This window comes from Streptomyces sp. NPDC001407, assembly GCF_042895325.1.
GTDB lineage: Bacteria > Actinomycetota > Actinomycetes > Streptomycetales > Streptomycetaceae > Streptomyces.
Window position 1 is genome coordinate 1 of the sequence record NZ_JBIAWF010000043.1, and the last position, 13,701, is coordinate 13,701.

Here is a 13,701-nt window from a genome sequence, read left to right on the forward strand (position 1 = left end):
CGGGGCGCCCGGGGGTACCCGGGCGGGGGCGCGGAGGGTCGCGGCCGGGAGCCGAGACGGACCGCCGACCGGACGAAGTTCCTACTTCGGAGGCCAGTTCAGGCAAGCGTAGGCAGAGGAACCCCTTCCCGTGCGTTGCACTTCGCGATTCTTGCGTGTACAGTAGTTATCACGAGGTCGGGGGAACGAAGAACCGGCCGAGAAACCAACCCAACTGACCCTTCTGTGGGGCAACTTTCATGCGCCCACAGTCCCGGGGATCTGGGAACACGCCACGCCGCCCCAGGCAGGGGCAGATGAAATCCACATCCAGGAGAACCGCTGTGTGTGAAGCACGCGCAAAATGCTCGAGAGTCAACAAGGCATCTGTCTTGCCTCCGAGTGCCCCCGAGACTGCCCTCGGTACTGGCACCTGTTGGCTCCACCTGGTCCCTGAAATGCGAGTCCACTACGCGAAGTTCAGCGGATTTCACGTCAAAATTCCGCACCAGCGTTAGAAACCCCCTTGGAGCCATCGCAATGGATCACCCTGAGAACAGCGAGGAACAGTGCGAGCACTGTGGCTGCTCCGAGAACGAGTTCACCCCTAATTGTCGGTGCCCCAACCTCGTCACCTGCCCCGCAGGATGCGGAACACCCTAGAGCGCACCAACCATGCCGGTCGTGGAACCAAGCTCCGGCGCCGGGCGAACAGACAACCCCACCGCCGCCCCAGGGCACCGCTGCTCCCATTGGCAGTCGGGGATCGACCATGTCAATAAGGAGTGCAATGGCCTTCTACCGGACCGGAGAGGTCAATTGCGGTCACTGCAATGAGCCAACCGGCGTCGCAGCCGACGACTGGCTCGGGCCGATCCACCATGAAGGCCACAGCTACATCACCTCGGTCGCGCCGTGCGTGCGCTGCCAGGTCCACACCGATGGCACCCTGGACCGCTGCCCCGACGACTGCCCGGACTGCGCCGAGAACGATCGCTTCGAGTCCTGAATCTACAGCGGCGGTCATTGACCGCCCAACACGTCCCGGCGGCGACATGACGTCGCCGCCGAGGTCGACGGCGGCCGGATAGCCCGGCCGTCCAACGCAAACCTTGCAGGCAGCCGGCACCACGCTATCCGTCTGCCCTCAGGGCAGAGCCAGCCTCGGCCCCAAGCCAAGGGCGCACCAGGCATGGCGAAAAGGCGGAAGCGGAAGACCGCGCCAAGCTGCACGGCAGCTCACCAGTCCCGCTCAGCTGGCGAAATGGACACACTATGAAATGGCTCGGCGATGAGGTACCCGAATGGGCGCAGAGCTGTCCTTCGGGGAAGATCAAATATCAGGACGTCAAATCGGCGCGGCAATACCTAAAGCGACTACGGCTCAGCGGAAAATTGGGAGTGCAGCTCTACACATATAGATGCCACCATTGTGGGTTCGTGCATACCACCCGGTTCCGCCCTAGCGCCTACAAGAGGATGAGGCGGAAGTCTTAGAGTGCAGGCTCTCTAACCTCTTGGCCTTTCCCGCGCCGACACATAGTCAATTCTCGCAATCTGGAGATACCAGTCATGTCGAAATTCCGAATTCGCCCGCTCGGGAACCCGTGGTCGATCGTCACCGTCTCTGATTGTTCTGACGAGAACGAGCAGTGCCTGAGGCTGTTCTGCGATGCATTGCGGATGATTCCAGAGCTCCGCTCCTTCCCCCGAGATCCTAAGGAGTATTTCGTGTTCTGGGACCGGCGCCGCTTGTCTGTCTACCACGAGAGCGTGGAGGGTCAGCCCGTATTCCGTGCCGAGCCCACTACTTCCTAGCTGCGTTGACCTTTCAGGGTGCTCCTCAGCGAGCACCCTGTCCGAAGGCGGCGTCGCGATATCGGTTTCCTCTATGGGGGAGGTTTCAATGGGTTCTAATCTGGCCGACTTCATGCAGGGTTACTTGCTTCATCTGGCACACGAGATGGCTGAGCACGGATACGTAGTGCAGTCAGTGGAAGGTGACGAGTACAGCGTGCCGTATTCTTACACCGTTGGATTGCATCAGTCACGCGGCTATGAGCTCGTGATGACGGGCGTTCCTCGCACGGTAGCTGAACCCGTGCTCCACAATCTGGTTGAGCGGTTCGCGCACTCTGCTGGCCCCGAGCCAGGGGTTGACCTGGACGGTGTTCTCGGTGGTGGTTACCGGATTCGTATGAGGCGTGTGGATTCTTTGGTGAATTTCGCGATTCTTCGTGCGCTGTTTGGCGAAGATGCGGACCCGCCGTACTGGCAGGCGGTTTGGCCGGACCCATCTGGCATCTTTCCGGGAGCGCCTGGGTGTTCTCTTACCCCGGCGGGCCAACCCCATTTCTGAGCGCTTACTCCAGAGCGCGGCACATACGCCCCAACGAGGCCATGGCTGTTGGGGCGTTGCTGTTTGGCGAGTGCCCGGTGCCTGTAGGGCCCGGCCCGGGCGCCGGCCCTGCAGGCCGCGCGCATGGGCCGGCGAAGACGGAACCCGTGATCAGGGTGGGAGCCAGCCAGAGGGCGCTCGGCGCGGGGGCAGGCAAGGTCCTCACTGGTGACGTCGTCTCGGGCGCGGCGACGTCGCCTAGGCGCGGTGCGTGGCGGCCGGAAACGCCCAGACAGGTGGGCCGATGTGCGGTGGGTGCTGGAGCACCGTGACCTGTCGCCTGATCTGCCGTTGAACATGCGGGGCGCCTGTCTTGTCATCCCGTCTGCTCGTGAAGTGGAGTTGCCCGTGCCGATTCGAGCCGGCCGCCCTCCGCTGCCTCCGCCGGGGATCCCCGCCTGGGTGGGTGTCGGCCCCTTGCTGTGGCACCGGCACTACCACGGTGCCCCGGTCATCGAGCGGCGCTGGCAGGCCTGCTGAGAGGGGTCCGCATGCCCGCGACGTTCACCACTATGACTCCCGGCAACCCGGCGAGCGAGGCCTACGCGCGGCTCATGCACGGTGCTGCCTTGCCCGAAGCCGCCCAGCTCACGCGCGAGGAGGAGCAGCGCTGCCAGGGGGAGTTCTCCGTGATCTGGGAGCGGCTGCTGTACAACGCGGAGGTGACGAAGTGGCTGGCTCCCGGGCAGGACCTGGGGTGGCGGGGCGGGAGGCCCCGCCGGTCCGTGCGGGTGACCGACGGCCGCACCACGGACTTGATCCGGCTCATCCCGTGGGCGCTGCGGGAGAGGCTGTCTGGCGACGTGATCTACGAGGACATCGCCCGGCGCGAGGAGCAGGTCACCAGTGGGCGTGGACTGGAGCCGGGTGACGCCGCCAGCATCCGCTATCGGAGCCTGAACCCGGCCACCGCCGACGGGAAGCCTTGAGCACCTGCCCGAGCGGCCCGGGCAGAGGCCGGTGTACGCGGTGGATGCTCGCTTGACCCGGACGTCGGCTGACGGCACCTGACCATGTCGAGGAGCGGCAACGCGTGTTGATCGCCAGCACGCGGTCCTTAGAAGCTGTCCCGCTTCCTACGCCTGCGGTCCACCGTCAGTTACCCGACGTTGCTCCAGGAGGCCGAGGACATTCACATGGTGCAGATCCAAACTCTCGGCCGCTTGCCGCCGCCTGGCCGCGATCATGGACTCCGTCGGGTAGCCCGGAAGCGTGGACGTGCTCCATGCGCTGGTTACGCCATCCAGCTCCGCCAGGATCTGGCCTAGCTCGTATTCCACCTGCATGTCCCACGGCCATGTCGACACGATGAACAGCTGCACTTTGAGAGTCCCGAGCTTGCGCCGCACCTCGTCCAGCGTCGGGCTGGGCAACTCGTCAACCGTGTCGGGAAGCGTGCGGGGATCGACCTGCTCTTGGGACTCACCTCTCAGGCGGCCCGCGTGCATCAGTGCCTCGATGCCCTCTTCCCGAAGATGGCGAGCGAGCGCGGCACAGGCTTCGGTATCGACGGTGCCCGCAGCCACGAGGGCGCCCAGGGCCGCCGAACACGCGGATGCCAGACGGAGCCTGTCAGGAGTCACGGTGGCATCGTCCCCTACTGGGACGTCGTCTGGCAGCACTTCTCAACGCTGGGGGAAGCGGGACAGCTTTTTAAGTCGCGGGGGCTGGCGAGCACTTACTCTTCACGGCTCGTCTCTAGGCGATCCACTCGACGTCAGGTGTCCGGCTCAGGTGGTGTTCCGGCATGCGGTCTGACCAGGTCGAGCGGCACGCCTGGCGCTGGGCGGGACTGTGGGGTGGTGGTACTACTCGGCGGTGAAGGGGTCGCCGGCAGCAGCCTCCCAGGCCTCGGAGAACTCGGCGTCGGTGAACATCTCGGCGAGCCCGCTGACCTGGGAGAGGCGGGTGACCTCGTCGGGCTGCATACCGAGCTCCTTCTCGAACCAGGCGAAGGTCTTCTTCGCGCGCAGGAGTTGGAGGACCATCTCGGAGAGGCCGTCGATGGTGTGGACTCCGCGTGCGGCGTTGTGGCGGACGGTGGCGGCCTGGCGGTCCTCGAGGGCCTGGCGGCCGGTGTTGATGAGGGTGACCGGCAGGTAGCCGTGGAGTCGGTCGTTGACGGCGGGGTTGTGCTTGCCGATGAGGTGGCGGTGGAAGCCGTCGACGACTTCGATCGGTGCGGTGGTGTCGTTGTCGCTGTCCGGGGCGGGCGGGTTCCAGGCCACGATGGGCTGGGTGAAGCCGTCGGCGGTGATGGAGTGTTCCAGCAGTTCCATCTGCCGGGGCGCGACGACGTTGGGGTTGTAGGAGTTGCCCTCGACGTGGTCGGCCTTCTCCCACAGGACCAGGTCCACGGGTTCCTCGCGGAAGGGGGACTGCTCGTGGAGCAGGCGCCGCAGTTCGTTGAGGGTGGTGACGCGCTCGTCGAGGGGGAGGTCGGCCAGGGCGGAGATGAGGGGGCGGGCAGCCTCCACGATCGCGTCCCCGGTACCACCGGAGGGGGAAGGAACGCGGGGGCGCTCCCGTCGGCTGGTGTCCGGGGCGGGTGCGGGTGCCGGGTTGGTGGCGGGGATGTCGAGGGCGGTTTGCTCGTGGCTCATGCTGACGGGTCCCGGTGCATTTTGGCGTAGTTCGCGGTGGTCGACACGGTGCGGAAGCCGGCCTGTTCGTAGGCGGCGACGCGGGCGTGGGTGACGGTGGTGTGGAGGGCGCGGCCGTCGGAGGCCTTGACGGCGGTGGCTACCAGTCGGTGGTAGAGGGTGTGCCGGCGGTCGGTTTCGGCCCAGAGGGATTCGAGGGCGCCGGTGGTGGTGCGGCCGATGAATCCGGCTGCCTTCTCGGTGCCGTCGGCTTCGGTGGCGAGGGCGATGGTCCACTGCTTGCCGGGGTCGTCCCAGGGGGGTCCGCCGAGGGATTTGTGGACGTCGCGGCGGGCCAGTAGGGGGCCGAGGAGCTGGTAGAAGGCGGGGTCGGTGTTGTCGATGGTGATGATGCGCAGGCTAGAGCGTGCCACGGAGTCCCCATTCCTCGCGCTTGATCTTCATCCGCTTCTTGTAGGCCTCGTAGGAGTTCTTGCTCTTGGGCGGGGCCATCGCGAACTCCTTGCACCAGTAGTCGTAGCTGAGGATCATCTTGACGATCCGCTTCCAGGACGGGGTGCTCTTGTCGAGCGGGCCCTCGTCGAGGATGACTCCGTCGGTGTAGCCGTTGTTCTTCTGGTGCCACCGGATGAACACGGCGATCTTGGTGCGGAAGTGGTCTGCGGTCGGTGCCGGCATGGACGCGAGGAGGTTCTGCGCGAACTGCTCCCAGGTGATGTCGTCCGGTTTGGTGACCTTGATGCGGCCGGAGACGTTGCCGATCTCGCGGGCGGTGCGGGCGCCGAACTCGGCGCCTTGGACGCGGGCGGCGACCATGCCCCAGGTGTGGGGCTCGATGAGCTGGTAGAGCCACAGGCCGCGTTTCTGGTCGTCGCCGTAGGGCTGGCACAGGCGCATCTGGTGCAGGGTCAGCCCGGCCTGGTGCATCCGGTCGTAGACCTGGTTGTAGGGGACGCGCTCGCGGCCGTAGAAGGTCCAGATGTCCTCGGTGCGCCAGTCGTAGATCGGGTAGGCGTTGAACGAACGGGCGGTGATCATCGTGGTCCAGGCCAGGCCGTCGTGGCGCTGCTTGCGGGTGCTGGCGATGGTCCGGTAGCGGTTGAGGGATTCCTGGGAGCGGATGCCGACCAGGCACGCGGTCATCCGGCCTCCGTTCTGGCGGGAGTACCAGTCGCCGAACTTCGGCACGAAGTCCTCGAACTCCATGCCCCGTTCGTAGAAGTCGAAGAAGGTCTCGTCGCCGATCGCCTCGGGTGGGCGGGGGCGGACCCAGGCGTCCTCCAGGCCCGGTTCCCAAGCTGTCCACTGCGGCTGGAACTGGCTGACTGCGTTGCGCAGGTTCATCGGGAGGGCGACCCAGTAGACGTCGATGACGTCTTGGTGGCGGCGCAGCATCTGGCGGAGGTAGTCCTCCGTGAGCTGGTACTGGGCTTCGAGGTCGACGATGAGGACGCCGAGGCGGCGGCCGCGGGCGCGGGCCTCGTTGGCCGCGAGTTCCAGGAGTACTCCGGAGTCCTTGCCGCCGGAGAACGAGACGTAGACGACGGGGAAGTCGTTGAAGATGCGTCGGATGCGTTGCCGGGCGGCGGTCAGGACATCCATTCCAAGGCTGCGCTTGGCCATGCCTGGGCCTCCTCTCGGGTGATCTCGACGATGTCTCCGTCGGCGGTGACGCGGACGAAGGCGCGGTGTTCCTCGGTGACGCGGGCGCGGGGGTTGGTGCGGCGGATGTCCCGCCAGTTCTTCGCCGGGGGGCCGATGGGGCGGGAGACCTCGTAGACGCGGCGGGGGCGCAGGGTCCAGGCGTCGAGGACGCCGGTGTGGCCGTGGGCGTCGGCGTTGTCGTAGTCGGTCTGGGGGCGCAGGAAGTGGCGGGCGAGGCCGTGGCGGGGGTCGTGTCCGGTGATCTCGGCGACCCAGCCGCGGTCGCCGTGGAGGCGTTCGATGACTGCGCGGGCGAGGAAGGTGCCGCCGTCGGGCTGAGCTTTGAGGGCGGTGTCGAGTTCGGCGGCGAGGAGGGGGGCGGCTTCGGTCCAGGTCGCGGCGCGGACGAGGGCGAGGGTGCGGCCCCGTTGGGTGGTGCGCAGGTCAAGGACGTGGGCGAGGACGGTCATGTGGCCGGTGTCGGCGATGATCCGTCCGCCGGGCAGGCCTTCAGGGAGGTGGGGTTCGCCGGGGCGGGGGGTGTGGTGGATGCGGCGCACCGTGCCGGTCGTCCAGGGGGTGTCGTTGTGGGGGATGGTGATGATCCAGCGGGGCAGGCCGTCGGGGGGCGGGGTGCAGGTGCCGGGGGCGTGGTGGGGGCCGCGGAGCCAGTAGCCGGTGCCGGCCGGGACGGGGGTGTGGCAGTCCAGGCACCAGGCGTCGGCGGTGAGCGGTGGCCCGGGCAGGGGGTGTTCGGGGCAGACGCGGTGGACGGGCTGGTAGCGGCCGTCTCCGGTGCTGTTGCCGATGAGGACGGCTATGCCGTCCTTGGCGGCGACCCAGCCGGAGCAGACCGCGCACCGGCCCGGGCGGATGTTCACTGGCAGCCGGGCAGGGCGCGCCGGGCAGGTGCGGCAGACCAGGACCGTGCCGGAAGGGGTGTGGTGGACCAGGCCGGTGCCGGAGGGGAGGTCGTGACCGCAGCGGCGGCATGTGCCGCTGTCGCGGTTGGGGGTGGTCAGGGTGCGCGCGGTGTGGTGGGCGGCGGCAGGGTCGAGCAGCGCGCGCAGGCGTATGGTCTCGCGTCGGCCGAGTGGGCTGCGGCGCGTCCACCGGGCAACTTCGTGCAGGCCTTCGGCGTGGGCGCGCAGTGCGGTGATCTCCCAGCGGTCGGGGCCGTGGTGGTGGTCGACCGCTACGACGAGCGCGCCGACGGGCAGCTGCACGGTGGCGCCCGCATCGAGCCAGTCCCCTTCCAGGTCGCGCGTACTGGAGGCGTGCGCGGGGACAGCGGTCAGCAGACGGCGCCATCCGCCGGCCGCCCCCGGCCCGTGCGCAGGGATGAGCGTGCGGGCGACGGGTGCCGGGGTGGCCGTTGTCTGGGCTGCGGTCGTCGTGGCGGTCACGGTGCTTCGCCGTTCGCAGCGAGGGCGTTGCGGTGGTGGGCGGGGCCGCGCTGTCCGCGCCGGCGGCGGTTGGGCCACCACGCGTACACCTCGGCATAGCGCCAGACGGCGGGGGTGCGGCCTGGGACGGGCCGGGGCGCAGCGGGGTCGTTGCGCAGAGCGCGGGAGAGGGTGTCGAAGCGGGCGCGCAGGTGCCGGGCCAGGTCGACCATGCGCAGCGGGTTCTCGACGTCGGGGGCGTCGGGCGGGGTCGGCGGGCCGGTGAGCTGAGTGCGGCGGGAGCGGGTGTAGGCGGTGAGGTGGTGGTCGATCACGTCGGGCGTGTATCCGAGTTCCCGCTCGATCCACTCTCGGCCCTTGGCCTCGACGAGGCGGTGGATGAGCTCGGGGAGCGTCTCGAGGGTCATGGGGCCTGACTGATCGGGGCGGCGGCGGTCCGGTCGATGGTATCGCCGCCCTGCGCACACCGTGGTGCCCACGGGAGCCGGCTTCCGGCTGCTGGGGGCTGGCATGGAGCGGGAGGGGTGCAACTGCGGCCTCCTGCGGGTCGGTTCGGGGCGCTCGGGTCTGCCCTTATCTAAGCTCTAGCACGAATTTAATCGCAAGTCGGCTCCCTTGCGATTTATTTGCTGGTGCGCAACAGTGTTGATCTACTGATATGCACTGCGGCGCGCCGAGCGCGCTGCTGTTCCCCGAAGGGGGTGCTGTGACGTCTTTCGATCTGCTCACCCGGCCATGGGTGCCGGTGCTCACCACCACGGGCTCGGAGCGGCTGTCGCTGCGCGAGGCGCTGGCCCGGGCCCGCGAGGTCCAGCTGGCTGGGACGCCCGACGAGCACACCGCGCTGCTGCGAGTGCTGCTCGCCGCATTCGCGGCCGCGGCCCGGCCCACGGATGCCGCCCAGTGGGATGCGGCCTGGCAGGCGCCCGACCTGGACGCGCACCGCGTCGGCCGCTATCTCGACGCCCACGCCGACCGCTTCGACCTCTTCAGTGCCACCCGCCCGTTCTGGCAGTCCGCCGACCTGTCCGCCGGGAACCGGGATGCGCGCGTGCTGGAGGTGGAGTCCTGGGGCTCTGGTACGGCGCAGTTCGCCGCCCGTCTGCTGGCGCCCGCCGAGCCGATGGAGGCGGCCGATGCCGCGGTGGGGCTGGTCCTGCTGCAGACGTGGCATCCGGGTGGGATCCAGTCCGGGCACCCCGCCGACCCGGCCACCCGCGGCAACCGCCTCTACGGCGGCAAGCCCGCCCCGCTCAGCACCGTGACCCACGTGCGGATCACCGGAGCCTGTCTGAAGGACGAGCTGCTGCTGAACCTCCCGCCCGGGCCCCGGGACGAGGGAGACCGGCCGGTGTGGGAGCGCGCGTCGCCGGCCGCGCCGATGGTGCAGCGGGAGCCGGGCGGGCCGCTGGATGTGTGGACGTGGCCGACCCGCCGCCTGCGCCTGCTGCCCGACGAGGTAGGGCGGGTGGGCGCGGTGGCGGTGTACGACGGCGACCGTCCGGCCGATCCGGGCGCGGCCGCGGTCCGCTGGGATCCCGGGGCGGCCGTCAACGGGCGCGGCGGCCGGCTCGCGGTTGCGGACGCGGCCGGGCAGCTGCTGCCCTGGGCCGCGGCCGGGCTGCTCGGCGGCGGCGAGGAGGGGGCGGGCCGGTGTCTGGTGCTGGAGCACATCGTGGCCGCTGCCGAGCGCGGCGTGCTGCCGCCCGGCATGCCGGTGGAGGCAGTGCTGGTGCGGGCCGAGCACACCACCAGCCACCGGGCCGCGCTGTCGGGGATCGTCCACCTGCGCGCTCCCCTCGGCCCGGCCCGCATGCTAGCCAACCCGGCGCAGCGGGCTGCGCTGGTGGAGGCGGCCCGGCTGCCGTGGGCGGTCCAGCGTCAGGTCACCCGCACGGCCGCCGAGACGCTGCATCTGCTGCCGAAGGCGGCACCGGCCCGCGCGGAGCTGTCCGTGGCCGCGCATCTCGGCGCGGCGTGGGAGGAGTTCGCCGACGAGCCGCACGGCGGCATGGCCGCGTGGGTGGAGGCGCTCACCGCGGCCGTACGGCGCGCATCCGGCTCGGGTGCGGGCGGCAGCCGTCTGCTGGCGACGGCCCGGATCACCACCACCGCGCTCGGCGCACTGCCGCACCCCACCGACCACTCCCCCGCCTCCGAGCCGCAAGGAGCCACCCGGGCATGACCACCCCCGATCAGGCTGTGGAGACGGTCGCCGAGCGCGTCCGCACCACCGCCCACACCTTCCTCTTCGCCCTGCAAGGGCGCCTGGCGCACGGGCGCGACCGGCATCTGCCCGCCCTGCTCAGCCGCAACACGCCCCCGGACGATGCGGGCCTGTGGCTGGCCCTGGAGCTCACCGAGCTCCACCCCCGCTCCGGCCCCGACCCCGACCACGTCACCTACACCCGGGCAGCGACCGCCGTCACTGCCGCCGCCCAGCTGTGGGCCCGCACCGATGTCCCCCACCGGCCGGTTACCGCCGAGCGGCCCACCCACCTCGGCGCCGTCCTCGCCCGGGTACTCGCCGCCGGGCGCGGCGACGACCGCGACGTCGCGCGGCTGCTGCGCGCCCACGCCCTCGACGAGGCCCTGCCTCATCTGCGGCCGCTCGTCAGCCACGCCCGCAAGGACGGCCTCGCCCTCGACTACGGGCTGCTGGCCCGCGACCTCTACCTCTGGCAGACCCCCGGCGGCCCCCACCGCGTCGGCCAGCGCTGGGCCCAGTCGCTCACCCGCGCCAAGGCCCACGCAGCCCGTACCGCCCGTACCGCTTCGACCGCCACCGACCGCTGAAAGGCCCCGAGATGACTGTCCACCTCGCCCTCCACGCCCTGCAGACCCTGCCCCCCAGCAACGCCAACCGCGACGACCTCGGCAGCCCGAAGACCGCCGTCTACGGGGGCGTGCCCCGCGCCCGGATCTCCTCCCAGGCCTGGAAGCGCGCCATGCGCACCCACTTCACCACCGCCGGCCTCGTCCCGGCACAGGACCTGTCCGAGCGAACCCGGCAGGGCATCGGCTGGATCGCCGCCGAGCTGCTCGAGCGGAAGCCGGAGCTGGGCGGCGAGAACGCGGCGGCCGTGGCCGAGGCGGTCCTGGTCTGTGCCACCGGCGCCGCGACCGACAGTGCAGGCGCACGCCGCAAGACCACCGTTGCCCCGGCCTCCGCCACGCGGGAGACCCTGTTCCTGGGCCGACGGCAGATCGCCCGCCTCGCCGAGCTGGCCGCCGACGGCGCCGAGGACATCACCATCTTCCTGAAGAAGAAGGAGAACGCCGCCGCCGTCCGGTCCGCTGCGGCGAGCCGAGACGCGGTCGATATCGCCCTGTTCGGGCGGATGGTCGCCAACGACGATGACCTCACCCTGGACGCGGCCGTTCAGGTCGCCCACGCCCTCGCCGTTCACCGCACCCCGGTGGAAACGGATTTCTTCTCCGCCGTCGACGACCTCGCCGAGGACGCCGGCGCCGGGATCATCGGCCGACGCGAGTTCCTCTCCCCCACCCTCTACCGGCACGCCGTCCTCACCGGCCCGGACCTCGCCGCCAACCTCACCGACTACGCGGGCACCATGACGCTGGAGCAGGTGGCGGCCGCGTTCGTTAGGGCCTTCGCCGAGTCCGTCCCCGGCGGCCACATCACCTCCTACGCGCACACCACCCGGCCCACCGTCCTGATCGCCACCGTCACCGGCACCCCACTCAACCTCGTCGGCGCGTACGAGAGCCCCATCGAAACCACCGGCGGCGGCCACCTGCCCGTCGCCGCCCAGCGGCTTGCCGAGCACATCGCCGCCACCGCCTCCGCCTACGGCGACCCCACCGCCCGCTCCTGGCTGCTGACCACCGACCCCCGCGCCACCGAACCCCTCCACACGACCGCCACGCGCGTGGACTCCCTGGCCGAGCTCGCCACGCAGTGCGCCGACGAGCTGGCCCGCCGCACCGACGCCGTCCGGGGGCAGCGTTGAGTGTGCTCGTCCTCGTCCTCGCCGGACCCTTGCAGTCCTGGGGCTCGACCGGCCGCCACGCCTTCCGCGACACTGACCCCCACCCCACCAAGTCCGGCGTGACGGGCATGCTCGCCTCCGCGCTCGGACTGCCCCGCACCGACACCACCGGACTCGCCGAACTCGCCGCCCTCACCTTCGCGGTCCGCACCGACCAGCCCGGCACCCGCACGCGGGACTTCCACACCACCCACACCCGCGACGGCAAAGCCATGCCGCTCTCCGACCGCTTCTACCTCGCCGACGCCCTGTTCACCGCCGCCCTCGCCGGCCCCGCCGACCTCACCGTCCGCGCGCACCAGGCCCTGCTCAACCCGGCCCACCCGCTCTTCCTGGGCCGCCGCTCCTGCCCACCCGCCCGGCCGGTCGTCCACAGCCTCCACCCGGACGCCACCGACCCCGTCGCCGCCCTCGAAGCCCTGCCCTGGCAAGCCGCCGCCTGGTACCAGCGGGCCCACCCCGGCCACCGCATGACCATCCATCACGACACCCACCCCACCAACCGCGCCGCCCGCCTGGCCCAGGACCACCCCCTCGACTTCTCCCCCACCGCCCGGCGCCGCCACACCGCCCGCCCGGTCGCCACCCGCCGCCTCCCCGCCCAGGCCACCGGCCCGGGCGGGCCCGGCGGCCCCATCGACTTCTTCGACGCCCTGGACGACCTCACATGACCCACCTCACCCGCTGCCGCCTCAACCCCGCCCGCGCCCGCACCCTCACCGCCAGTCCTCAGCGCCTCCACGCCGCCATCGCCACCTCCTTCCCCCCGGCCCCGCCCGGCACCGAGGCGGCCCACCGCGTCCTGTGGCGCCTGGACGAGAGCCGCACCCCGTACCGGCAGGCCACCCTTTTGATCGTCAGCCCCACCCCGCCCGACCTCACCCACGTCATCGAACAGGCCGGCTGGCCCCGCCTGGCCACCCCCGGCAACCCCGGCTGGGACACCCGCCCCTACACCCGCCTCCTCGACGCACTACGCCCCGCGATGCGGCTGCACTTCCGCCTCACCGCCTACCCCACCCGCAGCACCTGCCGCCGTGGCCAACGCGGACACCGCACCCCCCTCACCACACCCGCCGACCAGCTCCGCTGGCTCCTCGACCGCGCACCCGACGCCGGATTCACCATCCCCGCCCTGCCCCACATCACCCACCCCCAGCACCCCGACCACCACCAAGTCACCGTCCTGGGCACCCAGCGCCTGGACTTCGCCCGCCAAGAGGGCGACCGCCCGGGCGCCCGCGTACGCATCCGCGCCGTCACCTACGAAGGCCACCTGGACGTCACCGACCCCACCGCCCTGGCCCACACCCTCACCCGCGGACTCGGCCGCGGGAGGGCCTACGGCTGCGGCCTCCTCACCCTGGCCCCCGCCCGCCCCAACTGACCCTCCCGGTCCCCGTCGGCGGAGTCGAGCGTGCTCGTACGCGGCACCGGAACAGGCAACGCCGTGCGGCGGGTTCGCCGTCCGGTCTGCTTCCTGCGCTCCGGAGAGGGGCGCAGCGCCAGCCGACGGGGGCTCTACGGGCTGTTCCCGGGACGACGCGCAGCAGATTCATCTTGTGTGGCTGGTCGTGATGGACGGCACCGTGTGGTCACCCTTGTTGGCGCTCGCTCGCGCTGGCCGGCCCGTCTGTCATCGGGGCCACGGGTGTTGC

The 13,701-nt window shown here is 70.5% G+C and carries 15 protein-coding genes; 9 read left to right on the forward strand and 6 right to left on the reverse strand.

All coding sequences use genetic code 11. The features are described 5' to 3' along the window. Positions 1 to 769 precede the first annotated feature (769 nt). The 4 genes from ACFY1P_RS33900 to ACFY1P_RS33915 all read left to right on the forward strand — a co-directional run bounded on the left by ACFY1P_RS33900 (position 770) and on the right by ACFY1P_RS33915 (position 3,306). Positions 770 to 988, forward strand: a complete 219-nt coding sequence (locus ACFY1P_RS33900) for a hypothetical protein (protein WP_390752841.1) — start codon at positions 770 to 772, stop codon at positions 986 to 988. Between the two features lie 897 nt (positions 989 to 1,885). Next, positions 1,886 to 2,338 (forward strand): DUF4262 domain-containing protein, encoded by a 453-nt coding sequence (locus tag ACFY1P_RS33905; protein WP_390752842.1) that lies wholly within the window; start codon positions 1,886 to 1,888, stop codon positions 2,336 to 2,338. 387 nt (positions 2,339 to 2,725) lie between these two features. Further along, positions 2,726 to 2,857 carry a hypothetical protein gene (locus tag ACFY1P_RS33910; RefSeq protein ID WP_390752843.1) on the forward strand — a complete coding sequence of 44 codons (132 nt, stop codon included), beginning with the start codon at positions 2,726 to 2,728 and terminating at the stop codon, positions 2,855 to 2,857. A gap of 11 nt (positions 2,858 to 2,868) precedes the next feature. Next, a complete protein-coding gene (locus ACFY1P_RS33915; RefSeq protein ID WP_390752844.1) occupies positions 2,869 to 3,306 on the forward strand; it encodes a hypothetical protein in 438 nt (145 codons plus the stop codon). A 147-nt stretch (positions 3,307 to 3,453) separates the two neighbouring features. On the opposite strand, the gene ACFY1P_RS33920 is transcribed toward ACFY1P_RS33915, so the two are convergent. From ACFY1P_RS33920 to ACFY1P_RS33945, 6 genes are all read right to left on the reverse strand, one after another. Further along, a complete protein-coding gene (locus ACFY1P_RS33920; protein ID WP_390752845.1) occupies positions 3,454 to 3,960 on the reverse strand; it encodes a hypothetical protein in 507 nt (168 codons plus the stop codon). 225 nt (positions 3,961 to 4,185) lie between these two features. Further along, positions 4,186 to 4,980 (reverse strand): ParB N-terminal domain-containing protein, encoded by a 795-nt coding sequence (locus tag ACFY1P_RS33925; protein WP_390752846.1) that lies wholly within the window; start codon positions 4,978 to 4,980, stop codon positions 4,186 to 4,188. Beyond that, positions 4,977 to 5,393, reverse strand: a complete 417-nt coding sequence (locus tag ACFY1P_RS33930; RefSeq protein WP_390752847.1) for a hypothetical protein — start codon at positions 5,391 to 5,393, stop codon at positions 4,977 to 4,979. Before ACFY1P_RS33930 ends, ACFY1P_RS33925 begins: the two co-directional genes overlap by 4 nt. Next, positions 5,380 to 6,603, reverse strand: coding sequence for a DUF3440 domain-containing protein (locus tag ACFY1P_RS33935; protein ID WP_390752848.1), 1,224 nt, complete (start codon positions 6,601 to 6,603; stop codon positions 5,380 to 5,382). Before ACFY1P_RS33935 ends, ACFY1P_RS33930 begins: the two co-directional genes overlap by 14 nt. Next, positions 6,570 to 8,030 carry a hypothetical protein gene (locus tag ACFY1P_RS33940; RefSeq protein WP_390752849.1) on the reverse strand — a complete coding sequence of 487 codons (1,461 nt, stop codon included), beginning with the start codon at positions 8,028 to 8,030 and terminating at the stop codon, positions 6,570 to 6,572. Before ACFY1P_RS33940 ends, ACFY1P_RS33935 begins: the two co-directional genes overlap by 34 nt. Continuing rightward, positions 8,027 to 8,437: a hypothetical protein gene (locus ACFY1P_RS33945; protein WP_390752850.1), complete on the reverse strand. Its 411-nt coding sequence runs from the start codon at positions 8,435 to 8,437 to the stop codon at positions 8,027 to 8,029. Before ACFY1P_RS33945 ends, ACFY1P_RS33940 begins: the two co-directional genes overlap by 4 nt. A gap of 299 nt (positions 8,438 to 8,736) precedes the next feature. On the opposite strand from ACFY1P_RS33945, the gene casA reads away from it, so the two are divergent. From casA to cas6e, 5 genes are read left to right on the forward strand one after another with little or no spacing between them, the layout of a single operon-like run. Continuing rightward, positions 8,737 to 10,215 (forward strand): type I-E CRISPR-associated protein Cse1/CasA, encoded by a 1,479-nt coding sequence (gene casA, locus ACFY1P_RS33950; RefSeq protein ID WP_390752851.1) that lies wholly within the window; start codon positions 8,737 to 8,739, stop codon positions 10,213 to 10,215. Beyond that, positions 10,212 to 10,826 carry a type I-E CRISPR-associated protein Cse2/CasB gene (gene casB, locus ACFY1P_RS33955; RefSeq protein ID WP_390752852.1) on the forward strand — a complete coding sequence of 205 codons (615 nt, stop codon included), beginning with the start codon at positions 10,212 to 10,214 and terminating at the stop codon, positions 10,824 to 10,826. The genes casA and casB overlap by 4 nt, the downstream gene beginning before the upstream one ends. An 11-nt stretch (positions 10,827 to 10,837) precedes the next feature. After that, positions 10,838 to 12,004, forward strand: coding sequence for a type I-E CRISPR-associated protein Cas7/Cse4/CasC (gene cas7e, locus ACFY1P_RS33960; protein WP_390752853.1), 1,167 nt, complete (start codon positions 10,838 to 10,840; stop codon positions 12,002 to 12,004). Between the two features lie 2 nt (positions 12,005 to 12,006). Further along, positions 12,007 to 12,714, forward strand: coding sequence for a type I-E CRISPR-associated protein Cas5/CasD (gene cas5e / locus ACFY1P_RS33965; protein WP_390752875.1), 708 nt, complete (start codon positions 12,007 to 12,009; stop codon positions 12,712 to 12,714). Continuing rightward, a complete protein-coding gene (cas6e, locus tag ACFY1P_RS33970) occupies positions 12,711 to 13,430 on the forward strand; it encodes a type I-E CRISPR-associated protein Cas6/Cse3/CasE (protein WP_390752854.1) in 720 nt (239 codons plus the stop codon). Before cas5e ends, cas6e begins: the two co-directional genes overlap by 4 nt. Positions 13,431 to 13,701: the final 271 nt, after the last annotated feature.

Bases quoted from the DNA above. Each gene is read 5' to 3' on its own strand.
- casB (WP_390752852.1), top strand. From the start codon at position 10,212: ATGACCACCCCCGATCAGGCTGTGGAGACGGTCGCCGAGCGCGTCCGC.
- ACFY1P_RS33945 (WP_390752850.1), bottom strand. From the start codon at position 8,437: ATGACCCTCGAGACGCTCCCCGAGCTCATCCACCGCCTCGTCGAGGCC.
- cas7e (WP_390752853.1), top strand. From the start codon at position 10,838: ATGACTGTCCACCTCGCCCTCCACGCCCTGCAGACCCTGCCCCCCAGC.
- ACFY1P_RS33925 (WP_390752846.1), bottom strand. From the start codon at position 4,980: ATGAGCCACGAGCAAACCGCCCTCGACATCCCCGCCACCAACCCGGCA.
- ACFY1P_RS33900 (WP_390752841.1), top strand. From the start codon at position 770: ATGGCCTTCTACCGGACCGGAGAGGTCAATTGCGGTCACTGCAATGAG.
- cas6e (WP_390752854.1), top strand. From the start codon at position 12,711: ATGACCCACCTCACCCGCTGCCGCCTCAACCCCGCCCGCGCCCGCACC.
- ACFY1P_RS33935 (WP_390752848.1), bottom strand. From the start codon at position 6,603: ATGGCCAAGCGCAGCCTTGGAATGGATGTCCTGACCGCCGCCCGGCAA.
- ACFY1P_RS33905 (WP_390752842.1), top strand. From the start codon at position 1,886: ATGGGTTCTAATCTGGCCGACTTCATGCAGGGTTACTTGCTTCATCTG.
- ACFY1P_RS33915 (WP_390752844.1), top strand. From the start codon at position 2,869: ATGCCCGCGACGTTCACCACTATGACTCCCGGCAACCCGGCGAGCGAG.